A 20,422-nucleotide genomic window follows, 5' to 3' on the forward strand; every position below is an offset into this window, starting at 1 on the left:
ATTGAGTATGATTGAAAGTGGCGAAAGTTATTACGACGAGCTGTTCGCGAAGAAAGACCTTCAAGGCGAATCGTTCACGGGCATTGAGTTTGAGGAGTGTCGCTTTGAAGAGTGTGATTTCTCTGACGCCATTTTCAAAAACTGTAAGTTCATCAATTGTGAGTTTGCACGCTGTAATCTGAGTTTGATGAACCTCTCTGGCACGCGTCTTTTTACCGTGCAGTTTGAAGAGTGTAAGTTGGTGGGCGTGGATTGGAGCAAGGCCGACTGGCCTTCTTACCATGTGGATTTCGAACTCAGGTTCAAGCAATGCATTTTGAATGATGCGTCATTCTTTGGGCTGACGCTGCATGAGCTCAAACTCGAAGAGTGCAAGCTGCATGAAGTGGATTTCAGGGAAGGGGACTTCCAGCAATCTTCGATGACATACTGCGATTTTACCCACGCTCAGTTTATGCGTACCAATCTGCAAGAGGTCGATTTCAGTGAATCGACAGACTACGCCATCAACGTATTGGAAAATCAGCTTAAAGGCGCCAAGTTCTCTCGCTACGAAGCGTTGAACTTGCTGGAAAGCCTCGGCATTGAGCTGGTGGACTGATACCAATCGTAGTAAATATCTTCTCATCCTAGCTTGTTAAAATGCTCGATAACTGCGTTGGAAAATTTGACTGTAGAATAACTACTTATCGAAATTTCCCGCCTTGTTCTCTAGGGGCTGTTGACCTTTGGTGGTTAAATTTTGTTCTAGCTATAAGCGTTTTAGGCGCGGCGAGGTGTGTGCCGCCTAGCATTCTAAGCAAATACACCTCAACAAAGCATAAAACGCTTAGAGCAGAACCCTTCGGGCAGCGCTTGTGGGGAATTTCTGCTGCGTTATCGGCTTCTCATGTAGGCTAGCTACACATCGAAGCCTCTGCCTTGCATAAAATCCCCACAAACTGCTGCAAAAATCATCACCAAAGGTCAACAGCCCCTAGCATTTTTCCTGCGCTATTTCTGATCAGCTACCTACTGCGATTGGTATGAACACAAAAAAACGGCGCTGAATGCGCCGTTTTCTCTTTTACTTAGACCCTAGCGTTTTTTAGCCCCTGCTTTTTTCAACAGCTGGCGCTTAAGGCGACGCTTCTCTCCGCCGCGACCACCACGCTTTTCATGGTGCTCTTTATCTGCGTTGATATCTGGTTCGAAACCCGCCAGCCACTCCTGAGGGAGGCGTTGGTCAATCAAGGTTTCAATTGCGTTCAGCATGCCTTCTTCTTCACGACTGACCAGCGATATCGCCATGCCGGATTTCCCTGCACGACCGGTACGGCCGATTCGGTGAATATAGTCTTCTGGCTGGTGTGGCAGTTCGTAGTTGAACACGGTATCCAGTGAAGGGATATCCAACCCCCGTGCAGCCACATCGGTTGCTACCAATACGCGCACAGTACCGTTTTTAAAGCCTTCCAATGCGCGGTTTCGTGCGCCTTGGGTTTTCTCGCCGTGAATCGCTTCTGCTGCCAGTCCGTCGAGCTTGAGTTCGTTTGCCAACGCTTCAGTGCTTTGGCGGGTTTTAGCGAATACCAATACCTGCTGCAAGTTACGGCTGCCTATCAAGTAGGAAAGCAGTTCGCGCTTACGTTTTCTGTCAACCGGATGCACCAACTGATTGACGGTTTCAGCTGTGCTGTTAGCGGTTGATACTTCCACTCGTACAGGGTCGTTCAGCAGGCGGTAAGCCAAATCCATGACCTGCTTTGGATAGGTGGCGGAGAAAAACAGCGTCTGGCGTTCCTTTGGCATTTTCTTCATCAGGCGCTTGATGTCTGAAATAAAGCCCATGTCGAGCATGCGATCAGCTTCATCGAGAACCAGCGTATCCAGGCTGTTAAGCTGCAAGGTACCAATATGAAGGTGATCGAGCAGGCGACCCGGCGTGCCGACAATGATTTCCGGCTTCTTCGCCAACTGATTCTTCTGAGGGTTAATGTTCGCCCCGCCATATAGCGCCACACATTTCAGAGAAGTGTGCTGGCCATACTCTGCAACTTTGTCATACACCTGCTGAGCAAGCTCTCGGGTTGGCGTGACGATCAACACTCGCGCAGAACCTTTCACACCACGTTCCAGAAGTTGGTGGATCAGAGGCAGCGTAAAAGCGGCGGTTTTGCCTGTGCCTGTTTGGGCAGCACCCATCACGTCTTTTCCTTCCAACACTTTTGGAATCGCTTGCTGCTGGATATCAGTGGGCTCGCTGTAACCAAGTTCACTCAGCGTTTGCTGAAGCGTGGGATGAAGAAGTGAAAATACGTTGTCTGACATGGGTAAAAAGTTCCGCCATAAAGAAGGGGCGCGAGTGTATCAGATAGTCTGATTTCACGGAAATGCTGTGCATAATCCGCACTCGTATACTAGCTCAGGAATGCGAATGTTGGCGTGAATATGGGCTTGGACGTCGCTACTTGCCTGTAACTGCGCGCTTTTTGTTCTATGTTAAACATTGAAGTCAAGCGAGGGTAAGACAGTGGGACAGAATATTAATAAAACCTCGTTTAGCGCCAGCGATCATGAGCAATTCGCCAAGCAGCTAAAGTCAGAATTGGACCAACTCGAAGGGTTACTGGAAACGCCGGGTTGGGGAATAGGGAAATGCACCTTAGGTGCCGAATTGGAGCTTTATCTCACCGACAAACATCATCGACCCGCGCACTACAATCTCGATATTCTCGACAAAGCCTCAGATCCACTTATGACGGCTGAAATCAATCGCTTTAATGTGGAATACAATTGCCCCTATACCGAATTTAGTGGCGCGCCTTTCACCTTCCTCAAGCAAAAAATGGACGAACGACTGCAATCGCTGCAGGCTATCGCACAAGCAGACGGTATAGATGTCACGCCGATTGGGATATTGCCCACACTGAAAGATGGCGACTTCGGACTGGCGTCTATGACGGACTCCCCCCGTTATCACGCTCTGACCGATATTCTTTGCGAATCCCGCGGTGGGCCATTCCATATCCGTATTCATGGCGCAGAAAGCCTGGAAGTGGATGCTGATGATCTCACGCTGGAAGGCGCCAATACGTCTTTTCAGGTGCATTATCGTGTCAAACCTGATGAGTTTGCTCAGTGGTACAACGGTATTCAAATCGCCACCATTTTCACCTTGGCGATGGCAGCGAATTCCCCCGTCTTCTTACAGAAAAAACTCTGGCATGAAACCCGGGTACCGCTGTTTAAGCAGTCCATAGACAGCCGCAATCTTTGTGGCATGAACTGGCACACGCCTGCACGGGTATCCTTCGGTAAAGGGTATGTGCGAAAAAGCGCGCTGGAACTTTTCAGACAAGGAGTCAGTCTTCAGCCTGTACTTTTGCCTGATCTGCCCGAATCTAAATGTAAGGAAGGCTGTGGCCCAAGGCTTGATGCGCTGCGTCTTCACCAGAGCACGATTTGGAGCTGGAACCGCGCCGTGTATGACGATGCAGACGGTGGACACCTTCGTATTGAACTCAGAAGTTTGCCCGCCGGGCCGACCACCATTGACATGGTAGCTAACGCGGCACTTTGCATTGGTTTGGCACATGCGCTTCAACGTGACCTGGACAGGCTGATGGACAGGCTACCTTTTGAATTTGCCAAGTATAATTTCTATAGAGCAGCTCAATATGGTGTGAATGCCAATATCCTTTGGGAATCAGAAAATGGCACGTTGCAAGAGTATCCACTGGTGGATGTGTTGGATAAGTTGTTACCACGCGTTGCCGATTCGTTGGTTGAACTGGGCATTTCCAGGGTAGAGGCTGACATGTTGATGGTGGTGATAGAGCACCGTTTGGCAAAACGTCAGAACGGAGCGAGTTGGCAGCTTTCGACTCTGGTTGAGCTGGAAAGAAAATACGGCCGTGAAGTCGCCCTGAACAAGATGTTCGCCCTGTATCAAAAGCAATATTTATCAGGCGTACCAGTTTCACACTGGCCGATTTTATGATGCAGTGGGTGCTAGTGTTAACAGACCCTAAGAATTTCACAAGGAGTGTAAGAAAATCATGATGCTGCATGATGTTAGCTGGCCTAACGATGAAGATTTACGACGCGGATTGGTTGCCTGGTTGGATACGCTGCTGGGAGCCAGTTGGCTGACGTTGCCGGGCCGGGATCCTGAACGACATCGTGTGGTGGTGACATTACTTCACGGCAATGAACCTTCCGGAGCCAAGGCACTCTGGCATTTTGCCCAGAATTCTCCTGACTGTGCAGTAACTACGCATTTTTGTTTGGCCAATGTGAAAGCTGCGCTCTACGACAAGCCTTTTACCACCAGACATTTCGCTGATAAACCGGACATGAATCGCTGCTTTGGGAAAACGGGCGAGGATGACAGCTATGGCATCGCGGCTGAAATCATGTCACGTATCGCTAAGTTAAAACCTGAAGCGGTTGTCGACCTCCACAACACCTCCGGCACCAGTCCTTCATTCTCGGTCTCTATCATTGATGATGAAAAACACCAGCAGATTGCCTCACTGTTTACTGAGCGAATGCTTTGCACCAGTGTTCGTTTGGGCGCGCTGATGGAGCAAACCACTGACGAGTCACCTATCGTTACTGTCGAATGTGGGGGCGCTGCCGATCATGCCGCCCATGAAGTGGCGAAAAATGGGCTTCATCATTTCCTGACAGCAGACAATATCTTCGCCAATCATTCTGGCTTCTGGCCACTGGACTTGCTTTACCACCCAGTGCGAGTGCAACTGAAACAAGGGTTGGAACTTTGCTATCACGACCGGAAGGTCGAGGATGCAGACCTGACCCTTCCTCCTGATATTGACCGCCATAACTTCGGTTGGATGGCGGCAGATAGCATGATTGGGTGGCTCGGAGAGAAAGGACTGGACGGCATGACCACCAATGATGGCGAAGGCGGACACCCAATTGACGCACTTTTCTATGAACATAATGGTGAGCTTCTTTTAAAACATGCCTCCAAGCTTTTCATGATCACCACCAAACACCATATTGCCCTATCAGACTGCCTGTTTTATATGGTGGTTGACTAAACTCGCTAACATTTTGTTTCGTTGCATAATTTTATTTTCAATAAGGTGTAATGCATAATTAATACACATTGCTAGGCTGAAATGGCATTATGGATTTTATCGAATTGAATGCATTTCCATGCACAGTGTCTTGATAGGTATTCACGGGTTATTCCGCATAAAATATTGCCGTCAAGGCGCTGTCAGAAAATTGAAAGTTTTCCGTATGGTGTCTCGGAAAATAATGTTTTCTAATTTATGTATTACTAATGTTGTAAAGAATTCCCTACTTATCCTTTTAATTTATTGTATTAAAAGGAAATAATTTTAGTTCCTCTCAATTGTATACATCCTTTCTACAACTATTCCTTTCTTTGTATATGGGGATTGTTTAGTCTTTAAGTCCTATTTTTTTATTAAAGAATGATTTCCCCTAGATCCTTCACCATAAAATCTATAAGGTCTATCTCATAATAATGAAATGCTAAAAGTTCAGATTTTTTAGACTTAGACAAAGGTTCAAACGCTTAGTATTTTGCAGTAAGGGATTAGGGCTAATAATGCTTTTGGATCAAAAAGAAGTTTTAGCACTGTTGCGCTGTCCGCGTAGCGGCGCTGAGCTTGATAAATTGGACGATCAAAACGCCAAGGTGGCGTCAAGCACGGGTGACATTCACTATGAAGTAGTGGGTGGGTGCCCGATATTGTTGTGTTCTGAACGCTGCAAAGGATTGGGATGGCAATTGTCATCTGATGCTTCTGTTGTACCACGGCACACCTATTCTGGAGCGATGAAGGTGATGAAGCGCATGGTTTCTCCACCTTCCGGTGCGACAAAGAAGAATGTCGACACGCTAATCTCCACACTGTTTGAGTTACGCAGAAAGCCACGCGTGTTGATAATAGGGGGCGGTACCATTGGTGAAGGCATGGAACGCTTCTATGAAGACGAGAATATCGAATTAGTTTCTTTTGATGTTTACGCGTCTCCAAACGTTCAATTTGTGGCTGATGCTCATTGTATTCCATTGAGCGACAACAGTTTCGATGCTGTGATCATTCAGGCCGTGCTAGAGCATGTTATGGATCCGGGAATGGTTGTCTCTGAAATCCATCGCGTACTGAAACCCAATGGTCTGGTGTATGCGGAAACCCCCTTTTTACAGCATGTCCATGAAGGCCCCTACGATTTCATGCGTTTTACCGAAAGTGGGCACCGTTTGTTATTCCGTCAGTTCAGCTTGGTTAAGTCGGGAGTCTGTTCCGGGGCAGGTACGCAGCTATTGTGGGCGCTTGAAGGCTTCTTCAGTGGACTTTTCCGCTCGCACTGGGCGGGGAAAGCAATCAAGCTTTCGCTGTTTTGGGTGATGTTGTTCGATCGTTTGATCCCTGAAAAATACAATGTAGATGCAGCCAATGGCGTGTTTTTTCTTGGTTCCAAGTCGGAACGTTCAATTGGTAATGCGGAGATAGTGGCTCATTACAAAGGGGCTCAGTAAAAATTGGCCCCAAAAAGAAAGTGCTTTCATTTTGTGTCGATATTGTAAAGTGTGCAGTAGCTCAGCTTTAAAGAACAAATTTGGGCTTGCTGTTTTTCTATTTATATTTCGTCTCGTTTTCAAAGCAAATTCTCCGAAATACGGTCGATAGAATCGATAGATATTTCGCTTGCGAAGGGCATTCTGCCCATGGATTGCAGTTGGAGAATGAAGTATGAAGTCGTATCTGTTGTTCTTAAGTGTCGCACTATTTTTAGGAGGATGTGGAGGCAGTAGCGGAGACGGAAACACAGTGGCCCAGCGTGCCAATTCTTCGGCTTGTTTTAACGAATCGCTTTACAGCGTGGGTACTGTGGTCAATGAGGTTAATGCCGTTATTTTTAACGGTGAATCATTGTCAAATTATTCTGAAACCACAGAAGTGATTCAAAAAACGTCTTATCGTGGCTACAACGATGCGATCGAAGAGAAAATCACTGACGGCAGTGGTTCAGATAATCGCCTCTATATCCTTGTAGATCAGACTGAAAAAAATGTGACAACTCTGGGTCAGATTCTTGGAAGCGATGAAATTACTTATCGTCCCAATGGCTTTGTTCTCAATTACGATTTGGCACTGGGTGAAAAGAAAACATTCTCCACGGTCACCGAATACGAAAACAATGCTCTAAGCAATACGACTGATTATTCTCTGGAGTATTTGCGAACGGAAAATATCACGGTTCCCGCAGGGACTTTTGAAACTTGTGTACTTGAGTTTGTTGTAGATAACGTAGATGCGAGTGGAGACAGGCTTAAAGTGGTGTTTACGCAGTATATTGGGGTGGGAAATGGGTTAACCATACGGGAAGATTTCGTGTCGACTGCTGAAAATGGGGAAACCATGACAGGCTCAGACAAGCTTTTTTCCGCCACTATCAACGGCAATCCAATCTAATCAAAAAAGGCCGGATTTAATCCGGCCTTTTCTATCTTGATTTTAGCTTATCGCTTTACACACACGAAAATGGCATTGCCTGACGTGGTGTTCCACATCTCCAGCTTTTCGTAGTCGTGTTCAAACACAGTGACTTCGAAGTATGGATCAAGCAGTTCTTTTAGCTCGTTGAAGCTCACGGCGACCATTGGGTGGTCGTCATGCCACTCCTCGGTCACCTTGTCTGTGGTCTTTTCGATGCTGAGTTTCAGTGCTTGTCTGTCGCCTTCACCGGAATAGAACCAGCCAGATTTAAAAGCAAACTCACTGCCTTCGTGCTGAACAATATGGCGCACGAAAGAGTTGTTGTTGATCAGGTTCTTTTCAACGGCGTTAAAACAGAACACACCACCAGGCTTAAGTGCTGCGTGAGCACTTCGAATACAAGCGCTGAGGTTTTCGATATTGCCACTGTAGTGGATCGAATAAAGAAAACAGGTGATGAGGTCATACGGCGCATCTACCACAAACTCACACATATTCTGCAGCGAGAATTGTGCTTCCGGACAGCGCAGTTTCGCTTGGTCCAGCATTGGCTGGTTCAGATCAAGACCATCGCTTGAAAAGCCAGTATCGATAAAATAACGAATGTGTGGGCCTGTACCACACGCCAGATCAAGATGACGTTTCCCTTGGTTACCAAACAGTTGATGAAGCCTGCGCACACAGTCACTTTGAGACTGATAGTTAATGTCTGCGCACATCAGATCGTAATAACCCGAGAGATCTGTATACAGCGCATTTGATGATGGAGTAATCACGTAAAACACACCGAAATAAAAGAGGTGGCGCATCCTACATCGGTTTTCATTTTAGTGCGATATAAATCACATCATGAATTTGTGCTGAAGCTGGAAAGAAAAAACGCCAGCAATGGCTGGCGTTTTATGAGAAGTGCTTTCAGTTAGCTCTGTAGAATCAATAGCGGCAGTGCCAACATCTCGTCGCCTTTGGTGGCGAAGTAGATAATCACGCCGACCAAAGCGGCAACCGTTGAGAAATACCACACGGTACTGAAGATTTGGCCGTAACGGCTCAGCGGCAACAGATGCGAGTGATGACGGTATTTCCATTCGAAGATAATTTCAGCACTACCAATCAGCAACAGGAAGCCAAGCAGAGCCAATCCGAATGCGTAACTGACATATACCCCCACCGCCGCACCGGCAATACAGGCTACCAAGCCTGCAACGCTGTTCATCGAAAAGCTGATGCTTTTGAGGATGTGTCCGCCATCAAGGGGCAAAATCGGTAGCAGGTTGAACAGGTTTAATAATGCATTAAAGGTCGCGAGACCGGCAAAGAACACATTCCCTGTTACCCAATAAGCCACGAGCGCCGCCAAAGACATAAACAGGCCGAAGGTTGGCCCCATGATGGAAATCACCACATCCTGCCAGCGCGTATTTATTTTCTCATCCGAAAGCGCCAATCCGCCCATAAACGGGATGAGGTAAATGCCTTTGGTTTTCATGCCAAAGTACTTCATGGCGCGGATGTGGCCGTATTCATGCACCACTAGGCAAGCAATCAACGCCAGGGCGAATTGCCAGGAGAACAACCAGGAATAGGCAGCGACACTTGCGCCCGCGAGTACCACTTTGATGACCTTGGCACTCTTGAAGAGTTTCAAGCCCAGTGACGCCAGACCAATCAGGCTGAATTTCTGTTTGGCTTGAGGTTTCACTTCCGGCTGCTGGCGCTCTATGTCTTTTTCATTGCGCGAGCCAGACTCCACCACTTCTCCGTCGACCGCGACTTTGTAGTCGATGTTGAACGGCTGCCAACTGAGGCTGGAGGAGACATCGACGGTAATGATTTGGTCGTTGGCCGTCAGTTGGAAAGTGTGGACTTTCTCGCCGTCGTTATCGGCGCTTGCGGCGAGTTGAGAAACGAGTTGGTTGTCCCAGTAAAGTGCTTGCCAGCCCGCCAGCGATCCTTCAAGACGCAGAGGCTTACCGAGACAGGTGATGTTGAATAGTTCCAAAGTGTTAGTGCTTCATCAGAAAACGTTGGCGCTAATGTACCAGCATTAGCGCCGAATTTCTCTAACTCGAGTGGTTAGTCAATGAAGGCGCGACGATGATTTTGCGCGGGGCGGAATCACTTTTCTCTAACTGCTCAATCAAGCGTTTTGCGGCTTGTCGGCCAATTTCTTTGGCATCTGAATTCACAAACACGATGGGCGGCTCGGTGAGTTCCGCTTCTTGAACGGCATCAAAACCTACGATGGAGATTTCTTTATTGAAGATGGTGTCGTTCCCGACATTTCTGCCAAGTCGGAGAACGCCCTGCACCGCGCCGACTGCGGTTGACGAATAATGGCAAAGTACCGCACTGATTTGCGGATGGCTGGCAAGCAATGCTTCGACTGCTTTTGCTGCGGGTGCCTGGCCAGGTTCACATTCCACCACCCACTCCGGTTTAAATGGCAAACCAAACTGCATTAGCGTGCTGCAATAGCCGCCCACGCGTTCAGCGCGACAAAGTGAGCTACTTTTCCCACCGACATAAGCAATGCGACGATGACCTTGTTCAATCAGGTATTCCGTCGCCATTTTCGCCGCACTGGCGTTATCCGGCCCGACGTAATCAATCTGGTGATTGACCGATGCGCGTGAGATACACACCAACGGCAAGTTATGCGCTTTAAGCACATCCGCATCAACCTGCTGGTTTTCATTGGTCGGGCAGAAGGCAATGCCGCCCACACCCTGACGCGCCATGGTCAGCATGCATTGTTCAAATTTTTCAGCATCACCACTTTGCGCCAGAAACACCATGTAGCCTTGTTTTTCGGTTTCTTCGCAAAGGCCGGCGGCGACTTGCGCGTAATAAGGGTCACTGATGTCTTTCAGGATCAGGCCAACAATTTCGCTGCTGTTGGAGCGAAGGTTAGCAGCAGCACGGTTTCGGACATAGCCAAGTTCAGTCACGGCTTTGTTGACCTTCTCAGCTGTATCCGGAGAGATACGTCCTTTGTTGCCCAAAACCATTGAGACCGTGGTGACTGAGACGCCTGCGTGCTCAGCGACATCCGTGATCGTCACTTTCTTCAAGTGAATTCCTTATTTGATATTTAATAACCAGACGACGTGAAAATGCAGGATTCAGCGAGCATCCTCATGTCTTTTGAATATGGGGTTAGCGTGACATTAGTAAAACGTTTTACCAAGAAAGGATACTGCTAAATTACCATTATTTAAACCTGATCAAATTTGTGGATTAAGCATCGATGCGCAGATCACAAATGTTTTGATAAAACGTTTTACCAAAATTTTGTTTCCCTAATATGAGCGGCGAAAACACATAGTCCCGTGTGTGGGGCAGACAACCGATTCATGCTTTGGTTGAGGACTCCACACCAGTCATATGCTCATAATTCGGAGAGTTGTAATGACGAAGAAAGCCACCAAAACCACCATGTGGGAATTCCTCCAAAGTCTTGGTAAAACCTTTATGTTGCCTGTCGCGCTGTTGGCGTTCTCAGGTATTTTGCTCGGTGTGGGTAGCTCGCTGTCGAGTAATGCCATCCGCGAAGCGATTCCTTTCTTAGATAACACCCTGCTTCAATACCTGTTTATGTGGATGACCAAGATTGGCTTGGTGGCATTCATCTATCTACCAGTGATGTTCGCAATTGCGATTCCGCTGGGTCTGGCACGCGAAGAGAAAGGTGTCGCAGCCTTTGCAGGTTTCGTGGGTTATGCCGCGTTTAACCTGGCGATCAACTTCTTCCTGACCGTGAACGGCGTGCTGGGTGACGAGCTGGAACGCAAAGCCTATGGTGTGAAGAGCATTATCGGCATTGAATCTATCGACACCGGTATTCTGGGTGCTGTGATGGTGGGTATCATCGTCGCCAAACTCCACCAGCGTTTCTACACCTTCAAGATGCCGGATGCACTGGCGTTCTTCGGTGGCGCACGTTTCGTTCCCATCATTTCAGCAATCACGCTGGGTGTCGTGGGTGTATTGATCCCATTCGTATGGCCTTACTTTGCGGCAGGCATCAACGGTATCGGTAACCTGATTGCAGGTGCTGGCGCGTTCGGTCCGTTCCTGTTTGGTACTGGTGAACGTCTGCTGCTGCCTGTTGGCCTTCACCACATTCTGGTTGCGCTGATCCGCTTTACTGAAGCGGGTGGCACCATGGAAGTGTGTGGTCAGACAGTCTCTGGCGCGCTGAACATTTTCTACTCTGAACTGGCGTGTGCAGACACCAACGGCTTCAGTCCTGAAGTGACCGCATTCCTGTCTCAAGGCAAGATGCCAGCATTCCTAGGTGGTCTGCCGGGTGCAGCACTGGCGATGTACCACTGTGCGAAACCTGAAAACCGCAGCAAGATTAAAGCGCTGCTGATCTCTGGTGTGGTGGCGTGTGTGGTTGGCGGTATCACGGAGCCTCTGGAATTCCTGTTCCTGTTCGTGGCACCGGCACTGTACTTCATCCACGCTATCCTGACTGGCCTTGGCTTCATGGTTATGGGTCTGCTGGATGTGACTATCGGCAACACCGACGGCAACATCATCGACTTCCTGGTGTTCGGTGTTCTGCAAGGCACAGCAACCAAGTGGTATCTGGTTCCAGTCGTGGCAGGCGCATGGTTTGCGGTTTACTACACCGTGTTCAAGTTCGCGATTACCAAGTTCAACCTGAAAACCCCGGGCCGTGAAGTGGATACTGCAGAAGTAGACTCAGAACTGGAAGCAGCGTTCATCAACGAATCTGGTAAAGGTGCAGCGATTCTGGCAGCACTGGGCGGCAAAGAGAACATCACCGCGCTGGACAACTGCATTACCCGCCTGCGTCTGTCTGTCGACAACATGGAACTGGTAGATGCAGACAAGCTGAAATCATACGGTGCGCTGGGTGTGGTTAAGTTGGACGCTCACAACCTGCAAGTCGTGATTGGTACTCAGGTTCACCTGGTGAAAAATGAAATGCAGGCACTGATGACCGCAACAGCAAGCTAATCTGTTATCCCCCTAAACCCCCGCAACTTAATAAGTCGGGGGTTTTCCTGTTTGTCTAGAACATAAAAAACGGCAAGAAGGCACACATGACATTTAATTTTAATACCCCCATTGACCGCATGGGCACCTACTGCACTCAATGGGACTATGTGCAGGACAGATTCGGCAAAGCAGGGCTGCTGCCATTCACGATTTCAGACATGGACTTCGCAGCGCCAGCACCTGTGATGGAAGCCTTGAAAGCGCGCTTGGAACATCCTGTTTTGGGCTATTCGCGCTGGAATCACGATGACTTTAAAGGCGCGATTGAAAGCTGGTATCAACGCCGCTTCGACGTGCAAATCGACAAAGACACCATCGTTTACGGCCCCTCAGTGATTTACATCATCGCCAAGCTGATTGAAAAGTGGAGCCATGCAGGTGATGGCGTGGTATTCCAAACGCCCGCTTACGATGCGTTCGACAAGTTGGTGGAAGGGGCAGGGCGTCGTTGTGTGCGAAACCCACTCGTCAAAACAGAATCCAGCTGGGAAATAAACTGGGACTTGCTGGAAGCGCAATTGGCAGAAGCGGACACCACGATTTTCTTGCTGTGCAGCCCACACAACCCAACCGGTCGTGTTTGGAAAAAGGGGGAGTTGCAGCGCATCGCAACGCTTTGCGATGAGCATGATGTGGCGCTAATCTCCGACGAAATCCATATGGATGTCGCCTTCAAAGCGCATACCCCCTGGACGGGCTTTGGCACGACTCAGCGTTGGGCGTTGGTGACCTCAGCTTCCAAGTCTTTCAACATTCCGGCATTGAATGGCGCTTACGCGTTTATTGCCGAAGACAAAGTGCGTAATGATTACCTGTTCAAACTGAAAGAAGTGGATGGGCTGTCATCGCCTTCAATTCTCGGCGTGATAGGGATGATGGCTGCTTACAATCACGGTGAAGAATGGCTCAATGCTTTGAATGCTTACGTGCGTGAAAGCCATGAGCTTGTGCGCGACACACTCAGTGTGTTTCCTGAACTGAACTATGTGGTGCCTGATGCGACGTATTTGGCGTGGATTGATTTGTCACCTCTAAACCTAGATATGCAAAAGCTACAGAGCGATCTGATCGAACACTTCAATGTCGCCATTATGGACGGCAGCGTTTATGGCGAGTCGGGTGAAGGCTATGTCCGCCTGAATCTGGGCTGTCCGCGTTCGAAAGTGGAAGCGGGATTGAAGGCGCTGGTTGGGGCGATAAGGCGACAACGCTAAACCAAACTCAAATCAACAATTGTCTTTTGGAATGGCTCACTTCGGTGAGCTTTTCTTATTAAATCGACGCGTAAGGGGTTGGAACATGGCTATACCCATATATTATTTCTACAAAAGGAAATAAATAACACGGATGAATGACAATGAAGAAGATTACCCTTGGCTTGTTTCTGGTAACCATACTTGCTGGTTGCTCTGGTCCCAAATACAAAGCGACGCCAATCAGCGAAGCGAATCAAAGCACCGAGGTTACCATCGTAGAGCACCCAGCGACCCGCAGTGTGTTTCTCGATAACATGCTGACGTGGTGTATGGATGAAGGCAAAAAATGCAAAGTGGCGAAACCCAATACCACGCCCGATCCAAGTGAACTGACCCTGACATATATCTCCCGCTGGAGTTGGGATATTCGAACCTTTGTTGCTGATGCGAAAATCAAAGCCTACAAGAATGATGCCCAAGTAGGAGAAGTAGAATTTAAAGCGCCGAACCACGCTACATTCTCGAAGTATGGTGATGACAACAAACGTATTCAGGCCATGATGGATATATTGTTTGGGCGAATAACCGTTTCTGAAGCGCAACAGAAGTTGAGCGCCGGAGAGTACTGAAGAAAAAGCCCGCAATTGCGGGCTTTTTCTCGCCTGCAGCCTTTTAGCGACCGATTTTACCGCACTCTTCCAGTAGAAAATCATCGAGTGCTATCAACAGCGAGACACTTGGTTACGACATTTAATGCATATAGTGGTGGATGGTTCCGTTGTGAATCTGATTGAAGAGGAGAACCACCACCATGCAGGGAAACCACTATGTCGATACTCAGTTGTTCAAAAAACTGAGCGCCTTAAAAGATGAGAATGCCAATTCATCTGTGTCCGACTATACCTTCTTTGACCGCGTGCTTAGCCAGGTCGAAAACAGCGTCGAAATGGAACATGGGTACAAAGCGAGATTGAAGCGTCGCCTTCAGGTGCTTGCCGATGAATCATTAAACGTTCTTGTGCTCGGCTCGCCCCAAACAGGCAAGTCCGCCATGTTGTCAGCAATGTTTGGAGAGAGGGATTGGTCTCGCTCGGCGAACGAGATTCAGCGAACAGAACTCAACCGAGTGACGCTTTGGGAAGCCAACCTTCCGGACTACAGCCCAGAATCTAAGCCGCTAATACAAGAACTGTCTGCGTTGTTGTCTGAAACCGATGACCATAACAAACCACTGATTGATCTGGTCATGGTGGTGCTTGATGCCTCCTCCAGCAACATTGACGATAGTTACCTCGATATCTGCCGCACGATCATCCCCATGATGGGCAGAAACGCTGATGGTCGATTGATGGTACTTTTCAGCAAGTGCGACAAAGTTGCTCATGCCATTCGTGGAGAGTACGTAAAAGATGTGATGCCGATGGATGCAGAGATCTGGTTAGATTGCACGGCTGCCACGCTTCGGTATCGACTGATTGACAACGTAGGTGTTCAGACCCGTCCTTTGGCTTTCAGCGCCGAAGCGGGAGAGTCCCCAAGTGGTCGTCCTTTCAACCTGCTTAAACTTCTGGCCCGCACCATGGAAACCTTGCCGGAAGATAAATCACTCACCTTGTTCAACCATGTCTTCAGTCGTGGAGATGACCACTGGCGTGAGCATGATGACAATTTGCTGTATCTGCAGCTCATTGAAAATGCCTGCTTCGATGCCATCCATCTTGGCGCGCACGATGGTGATCGCTTTGGCGGTCAGCTAGGTGCGTTTTTGGGGCGTCATGGCCGTGCGCTTGGAAACATTGTTTCAGACGAAATCCGTAGTCAATTGGGTATTTCCATATAAATCTCCAAAAGGGCTCGCAACTTCGTGAGCCCTTAACTTCTCTAGTTTCATCAGCTTCAAACCGCACATCATTCCGTAAGTAAACAAATTGTTAAATGCTATCAAGAGCGAGACAAATCGCCACTTGTGCATTGCGTATAGTTGCAGATGATAAATTGGTTACGTGAATGGTAATACCCAAGCTGACAGGAAGTCGCTGGCGTGAAAAACGCTTGGGTATAGGAAGTATTTACCGAGGACATACCCATGCAAAACAGCAAGTCATTTTCTCAACAACTGGCCTGGGACATCAGCCACTCTTCACTGGTGGACGAGTTCAAAAAGTCCACCTTGCAACTGCGTCTGCATGAGCTGGAAGATCAGCCATTAAACATTATGGTTGCCGGCCCCAAAGGTGTAGGTAAAACCGCCACCATCAAAGCGGTGTTTGGCGATAACCTGACTGAAGAATTCAATGCTTCTTCCGGTATTACCCGCTTCCAAAATGGCAATCTGGTGGTGTGGGATTATCCCGGTCATAACGGCGATGAACAACATGACAAAATGCTGGATATGCAGATTGGGTCAACGCTGAGCGAAAGCGATGGCGACGGTAACCCGCTCATCGACATGGTCGTCGTGGTGCTGGACGCTGCAGAGCGCAATCTTAACCAAGGCTATCGACTGATTTGTGATGTGATAGTGCCAGCATTAGGCGAGGAGCTTGATAACCGTCTGGTGGTTGGACTGAACAAAGTGGATATTGCCAGCCATAGCTATGAGTGGGATTTCCTTAACGATTCGCCGTCACCAGAAGTGGAAATCTGGCCGGAAAGCACGGCGTCTTTGATTCGTCACTGCATGCTGGATGAGTCCGGCCTTGAGATCGCACCAATTTGCTATGCGGCAGATTTTGAGCGCTCAAACGGCGAAGGTCGTCGTCCGTTCAACACCATCAAATTGCTGAACCAAATCGTGGCAAAACTGCCAGCAGAGAAAAAAATCACCTTGGTCGACACGCCACTTAATAAGCAATCACTGGCGTGGTTTGATAGCGATGACCGCATGAATTACGTAGTGGAAGTGGAAAACACCCTGTTTGATTCTATCTACGAAGGCTCGCGTGGCGGCGCACGATTTGGCGGATTGCTTGGTGCGTATATGGGTAAGCAGGGACGTGAAATAGGTTATCTGCTTCGTCGTAACCTGCGTCAGCGTCTGAATCTGGCTTAAGCGCCATAACTAAAGAGAAAGGAGCCGAATGGCTCCTTTTTTGTATTTGCTATCTGTGGGGTTAAATCAATCCCACTTAAAGTCCAACACCCTTTCATCGGCAATATAGAACAGCAAATCGTTGGGCTTGATTTCCTGATCAAGCGGCGGGTTCAGCCTGACATTGCTATCGCGTCGGAAACCAATCAGCGTTGCATCATGCTCCTTCTTCATTCGTAGAAAGAGCGCTTCAACCGTGGTGTATTGCGCATCGCCAGGGTAGGTGACCGCGTATTGCGTCATGCCTTTGCGGGTGTTCAAAAGCTCATGATGAAGCTCAGAAGAGCCCGGATCCACAGCTGATTTCGCCATCATTTCCACCGACACAGAAGGAATACACTCTGCGTTCGGGCAGTGGGTTTTCAAAAGGTCAGAAAGGACTTCCTCCTGGAAGTACGCGAGAATGTGAACATCCGGATTTTTGCTGGCACAGAATAGCGCCGCCGCGAAGGTGATGTCGTCTTCCGGGTTGTCGATGATGATGCAGTCTGCATCGGAAACGCCAGCGCGACTCATGGCGGTTTCATCAGTAAAGCTTGTGGTGCGGACAAAATCGATTTCCTTCGGCAGAGGGTTTTCAATGTCAGCACGCACGCACAGCACGATGGGGCGCTTGTCTTTTTCTTCGTGCAGAAGCATGTCGATGAGGTGAAGGGTTCGGCTTTCGTTCCAACCCAAAATCAAAATGTGTCCGGACACGTCAATGCTCCTTCTTCCTAACAGTCCTTTGCGCCAATACTCAATGGTAATACCCGCCAAGCGGCCTACACCGATGGCAAAAATACTTAGTCCACAAGGGATCACAAACAGTGCGACAATCCATTTACCCGCCGTTGTAGTGGGAGACATGTCGCCGTAACCCACTGTAGAAGCGGTCACTAACAGATAATAGATATAATCAACGAAGGGAGAAGTCAGTGCATGCTCTCCCGCTAAGCGAAGCAGCACCCAGCTTATGACTGCGTAGGCCAACACTGCAGTAATAACGTGCTTCCCGCTTAAACGCTGAAATTGAGAGGTGATCCATCGGCGAACCATGTACCACTTGTTCATCAGCCGTTTTCCTTAACCTTCTTAGAGTTCAAACTAGCGTGCCACTATAACAGTCTAATCCATCAGCAAATTTCTCAATTTTGCCGACTGTGAAAAAGTTCTCAGATTCGGGTTAGGCAGCAGCATTGATTAGCGTGTAGATTGAAAACAGTCATTCTTTACGAAAAGGATCGCGCCGTGAGTGACAACAAATATCTGGATGAATTTTCCGACGATGGATTCTGGACCAAAGCCCGTAACTTTGCGCAAAAGGCAGGTTACGACGTATTGGAAAATGCCCTTAAGCTCTACTATTCCGCGACAGATGACGATACACCCAAATGGGCGAAAACCACTATTTTCGCCGCGCTTGGCTACTTTATCGCGCCTATTGATGCCATTCCTGATCTGACACCTGCCGTTGGATTTTCCGATGATTTGGGTGTTCTTGCAGCCGCTGCGGCAGCGGTCGTGATGCACGTGAAAACAGAACACGGCCAGAAAGCAGGCGAGAAGCTGGATCAATGGTTTAAGAAGCTCAATTAATTTACCCAGAGAGGGGAAAGGGCATGAAAGGAAGCAGAGTCAACCTCAAGGATGCGTTTGAGCAAGTCACTTTCCTTGAAGATAGAACGCCGGAACACTCGCTGAGCGGTGAAGGGGAAGATGCCTTTGCAACACTGGCAGATTACCGAGATGGTGGCGTTTTCATTGCCCACTACGAAGGAAAGAGCGAATGGGAGCGTCATCCGGCCGACGAACTGGTCCATGTGCTGGAAGGGCAAACCACCATCTTTCTGCTCAATAGCGAAGGAGAAACACCCATTTCCTTGTCTGCAGGAGAGTTGGTTGTGGTGCCGGAAAATGTCTGGCACCGCTTTGATACGCCAAGTGGCGTGAAGGTGATGACAGTGACACCGCAGCCGACTGAACACAGTATCGAAAGACCTGACAAGTAGAGGAAATCAGCTCGGAATTTCTGGCTGTCGTGCTAGAATCGCTGCCCTGCAATTTCCGGACAAAGTCGACTAGGCGTCATCATGACAAAACCGAACAAAACCACTTCACAACCTAAGAAAGGTCTGCACCCAAGAAATCCCCATCGTGCGCGATACGATTTCCCGGCGCTGATGAAAGGCACCCCAGAGCTCAAAGCCTTTGTGAAGAAGAACCCGTTCGGTGATTTGTCTGTCGACTTTTCCAACCCGCAAGCGGTGAAAACCCTCAACAAGGCACTGTTGCAACACTTCTACCAAATCAGTTTCTGGGATATTCCAGAAGGCTATCTTTGCCCGCCAATTCCCGGCCGCGCGGATTACCTGCATTACTTGGCAAATCTGCTGGCTGAATCCAACGGTGGAGAAATTCCAAAAGGCAAAGCTGTGAAGGGGCTGGATATCGGTATGGGCGCAAACTGCGTGTACCCCATGGTCGGCCACCGCGTTTATGGCTGGCAGTTCGTGGGTGCGGATATTGACCCAGTATCCGTAAAAAGCGCCAAGCTGATGGTGGAGATGAACCCAAGCCTCAAAGGCGGCATTCAATGCCGCCTTCAAAAGAACCCAGACCACATTTTCGCAGGCATGATTAACGCCAAAGAGCGTTTCGATTTCACCATGTGCAACCCGCCTTTCCATGCTTCTATGGCAGAGGCAACGAAAGGCTCTGAGCGCAAAGTGAAGAACCTTGCCGCCAATGCCCGCAAGAAAGGCTCAGAACCCTTCAAAGCGCAGCCAATGAAAGGCAAGGGCAAACCAGTGCTGAACTTTGGCGGACAGAACGCAGAGCTTTGGTGTCCGGGAGGCGAAGCCGCTTTTATCAAGAGAATGATAGAGCAAAGCGCCGATTTCAAAACCCAATGCCTGTGGTTCACCACCATGGTTTCCAAGAAAGAAAACCTGCCGGGTATCTACAAGCAATTGAAAGCGTTAAAAGTCGAAGATGTCCGCACCATCGAAATGGCGCAAGGGCAGAAAGTCACGCGTATTGTGGCATGGACTTTTTTCAGTGAATCTGCGCGCCAAGACTGGTCGATAAACGGCGAAAAATAGCGCGCTTTTCAGGCGGTTTTTGATTGGAAAATCGCCGCCTTGTGCAAGGTCGTCATAAGCGATAAAAAGTGGTGTTCTTTTTGTGGTTTTAGCAGTAAATTCTGCCTGAATTGACCTTTGAGAATACGCTGTGAAAACGCCGACCACGCGACTTCCCCTCTATGTTGCTCTGATGATGGTGCTGCTGTTAAGTGGTGCTGTGGGTGTTATTGGGGTCGATTTGGCGCAGGGGCATCACGCAGCTTTGCAGGATAGAGAAGGCGTGCCGCTGGCGAAGGAAGAGTATTCGCTGCTTCGCACCATGACATCACGCATTCTGCCCGGTGACGTCGAGTTTATCGATGACGAACCTTCATCACTGCCAGCCTTTCCTGCTTCAGGCATTTCTCTGCTTCTCTTTGGCCTTTTGTCGTCAGGCTACTTCTGCACTCGCCAGAGTCGACAGAACATCACAGGCTTCTTCGCACCTTGCCATCTCCAGTTCCGCTTTATCCACTCTAGGGAAGCCTTCTCCAGCATCACCTAACC

The 20,422-nt window shown here is 48.8% G+C and carries 19 protein-coding genes; 14 read left to right on the forward strand and 5 right to left on the reverse strand.

Translation table 11 applies throughout. The features are described from left to right. Position 1: 1 nt before the first annotated feature. On the forward strand, positions 2-601 hold the full coding sequence (locus tag D515_RS15525) for a pentapeptide repeat-containing protein (RefSeq protein WP_152442381.1): 600 nt from the start codon (positions 2-4) through the stop codon (positions 599-601). A gap of 476 nt (positions 602-1,077) precedes the next feature. Here the strand turns inward: D515_RS15525 and D515_RS15530 are convergent, their stop codons facing one another. Beyond that, complete coding sequence (locus D515_RS15530) at positions 1,078-2,310, reverse strand: DEAD/DEAH box helicase (RefSeq protein ID WP_002539926.1); 1,233 nt, start codon at positions 2,308-2,310, stop codon at positions 1,078-1,080. A gap of 202 nt (positions 2,311-2,512) precedes the next feature. On the opposite strand from D515_RS15530, the gene D515_RS15535 reads away from it, so the two are divergent. From D515_RS15535 to D515_RS15550, 4 genes are all read left to right on the forward strand, one after another. After that, a complete protein-coding gene (locus D515_RS15535; protein ID WP_002539927.1) occupies positions 2,513-3,982 on the forward strand; it encodes a glutamate-cysteine ligase family protein in 1,470 nt (489 codons plus the stop codon). A 58-nt stretch (positions 3,983-4,040) separates the two neighbouring features. Further along, entirely contained in the window at positions 4,041-5,051 is a 1,011-nt protein-coding gene (locus tag D515_RS15540) for a M14 family metallopeptidase (protein WP_002539928.1), read from the forward strand. Positions 5,052-5,590: 539 nt separating this feature from the next. Continuing rightward, on the forward strand, positions 5,591-6,529 hold the full coding sequence (locus D515_RS15545) for a class I SAM-dependent methyltransferase (protein WP_002539929.1): 939 nt from the start codon (positions 5,591-5,593) through the stop codon (positions 6,527-6,529). 214 nt (positions 6,530-6,743) lie between these two features. Next, positions 6,744-7,466, forward strand: coding sequence for a hypothetical protein (locus D515_RS15550; RefSeq protein ID WP_039850186.1), 723 nt, complete (start codon positions 6,744-6,746; stop codon positions 7,464-7,466). Between the two features lie 47 nt (positions 7,467-7,513). Here the strand turns inward: D515_RS15550 and D515_RS15555 are convergent, their stop codons facing one another. The 3 genes from D515_RS15555 to malI form a co-directional block, all read right to left on the reverse strand. Beyond that, positions 7,514-8,299 (reverse strand): class I SAM-dependent DNA methyltransferase, encoded by a 786-nt coding sequence (locus D515_RS15555; protein WP_002539931.1) that lies wholly within the window; start codon positions 8,297-8,299, stop codon positions 7,514-7,516. A 110-nt stretch (positions 8,300-8,409) separates the two neighbouring features. Next, positions 8,410-9,492 (reverse strand): site-2 protease family protein, encoded by a 1,083-nt coding sequence (locus D515_RS15560; protein ID WP_002539932.1) that lies wholly within the window; start codon positions 9,490-9,492, stop codon positions 8,410-8,412. Positions 9,493-9,553: 61 nt separating this feature from the next. Beyond that, entirely contained in the window at positions 9,554-10,570 is a 1,017-nt protein-coding gene (gene malI, locus D515_RS15565; protein WP_039850187.1) for a Mal regulon transcriptional regulator MalI, read from the reverse strand. Positions 10,571-10,901: 331 nt separating this feature from the next. Here malI and malX point away from each other — a divergent pair, with 331 nt between their 5' ends. From malX to D515_RS15590, 5 genes are all read left to right on the forward strand, one after another. Beyond that, positions 10,902-12,482 carry a maltose/glucose-specific PTS transporter subunit IIBC gene (gene malX / locus D515_RS15570; RefSeq protein WP_002539934.1) on the forward strand — a complete coding sequence of 527 codons (1,581 nt, stop codon included), beginning with the start codon at positions 10,902-10,904 and terminating at the stop codon, positions 12,480-12,482. Positions 12,483-12,568: 86 nt separating this feature from the next. Further along, the gene (locus D515_RS15575; protein ID WP_002539935.1) at positions 12,569-13,738 is read left to right on the forward strand and encodes a MalY/PatB family protein; all 1,170 of its coding nucleotides are present in this window, start codon (positions 12,569-12,571) and stop codon (positions 13,736-13,738) included. Between the two features lie 143 nt (positions 13,739-13,881). Beyond that, positions 13,882-14,349 (forward strand): Sbal_3080 family lipoprotein, encoded by a 468-nt coding sequence (locus tag D515_RS15580; protein WP_002539937.1) that lies wholly within the window; start codon positions 13,882-13,884, stop codon positions 14,347-14,349. A gap of 182 nt (positions 14,350-14,531) precedes the next feature. Beyond that, positions 14,532-15,560 carry a GTPase family protein gene (locus D515_RS15585; RefSeq protein ID WP_002539938.1) on the forward strand — a complete coding sequence of 343 codons (1,029 nt, stop codon included), beginning with the start codon at positions 14,532-14,534 and terminating at the stop codon, positions 15,558-15,560. Between the two features lie 246 nt (positions 15,561-15,806). Then, positions 15,807-16,772 (forward strand): GTPase family protein, encoded by a 966-nt coding sequence (locus D515_RS15590; protein WP_002539939.1) that lies wholly within the window; start codon positions 15,807-15,809, stop codon positions 16,770-16,772. Between the two features lie 66 nt (positions 16,773-16,838). Here the strand turns inward: D515_RS15590 and D515_RS15595 are convergent, their stop codons facing one another. Then, complete coding sequence (locus D515_RS15595) at positions 16,839-17,864, reverse strand: ion channel (protein WP_002539940.1); 1,026 nt, start codon at positions 17,862-17,864, stop codon at positions 16,839-16,841. A 177-nt stretch (positions 17,865-18,041) separates the two neighbouring features. Here D515_RS15595 and D515_RS15600 point away from each other — a divergent pair, with 177 nt between their 5' ends. The 4 genes from D515_RS15600 to D515_RS15615 all read left to right on the forward strand — a co-directional run bounded on the left by D515_RS15600 (position 18,042) and on the right by D515_RS15615 (position 20,420). Then, on the forward strand, positions 18,042-18,389 hold the full coding sequence (locus D515_RS15600) for a YkvA family protein (RefSeq protein ID WP_002539941.1): 348 nt from the start codon (positions 18,042-18,044) through the stop codon (positions 18,387-18,389). 23 nt (positions 18,390-18,412) lie between these two features. Then, positions 18,413-18,802, forward strand: coding sequence for a cupin domain-containing protein (locus D515_RS15605; RefSeq protein WP_002539942.1), 390 nt, complete (start codon positions 18,413-18,415; stop codon positions 18,800-18,802). A gap of 81 nt (positions 18,803-18,883) precedes the next feature. After that, entirely contained in the window at positions 18,884-19,894 is a 1,011-nt protein-coding gene (gene rlmF / locus D515_RS15610) for a 23S rRNA (adenine(1618)-N(6))-methyltransferase RlmF (protein WP_002539944.1), read from the forward strand. A gap of 130 nt (positions 19,895-20,024) precedes the next feature. Then, positions 20,025-20,420, forward strand: a complete 396-nt coding sequence (locus tag D515_RS15615) for a hypothetical protein (protein ID WP_002539945.1) — start codon at positions 20,025-20,027, stop codon at positions 20,418-20,420. The last annotated feature ends 2 nt before the right edge of the window (positions 20,421-20,422 follow it).

Origin of the sequence: Grimontia indica (assembly GCF_000333895.2) — a bacterium.
GTDB lineage: Bacteria > Pseudomonadota > Gammaproteobacteria > Enterobacterales > Vibrionaceae > Enterovibrio > Enterovibrio indicus.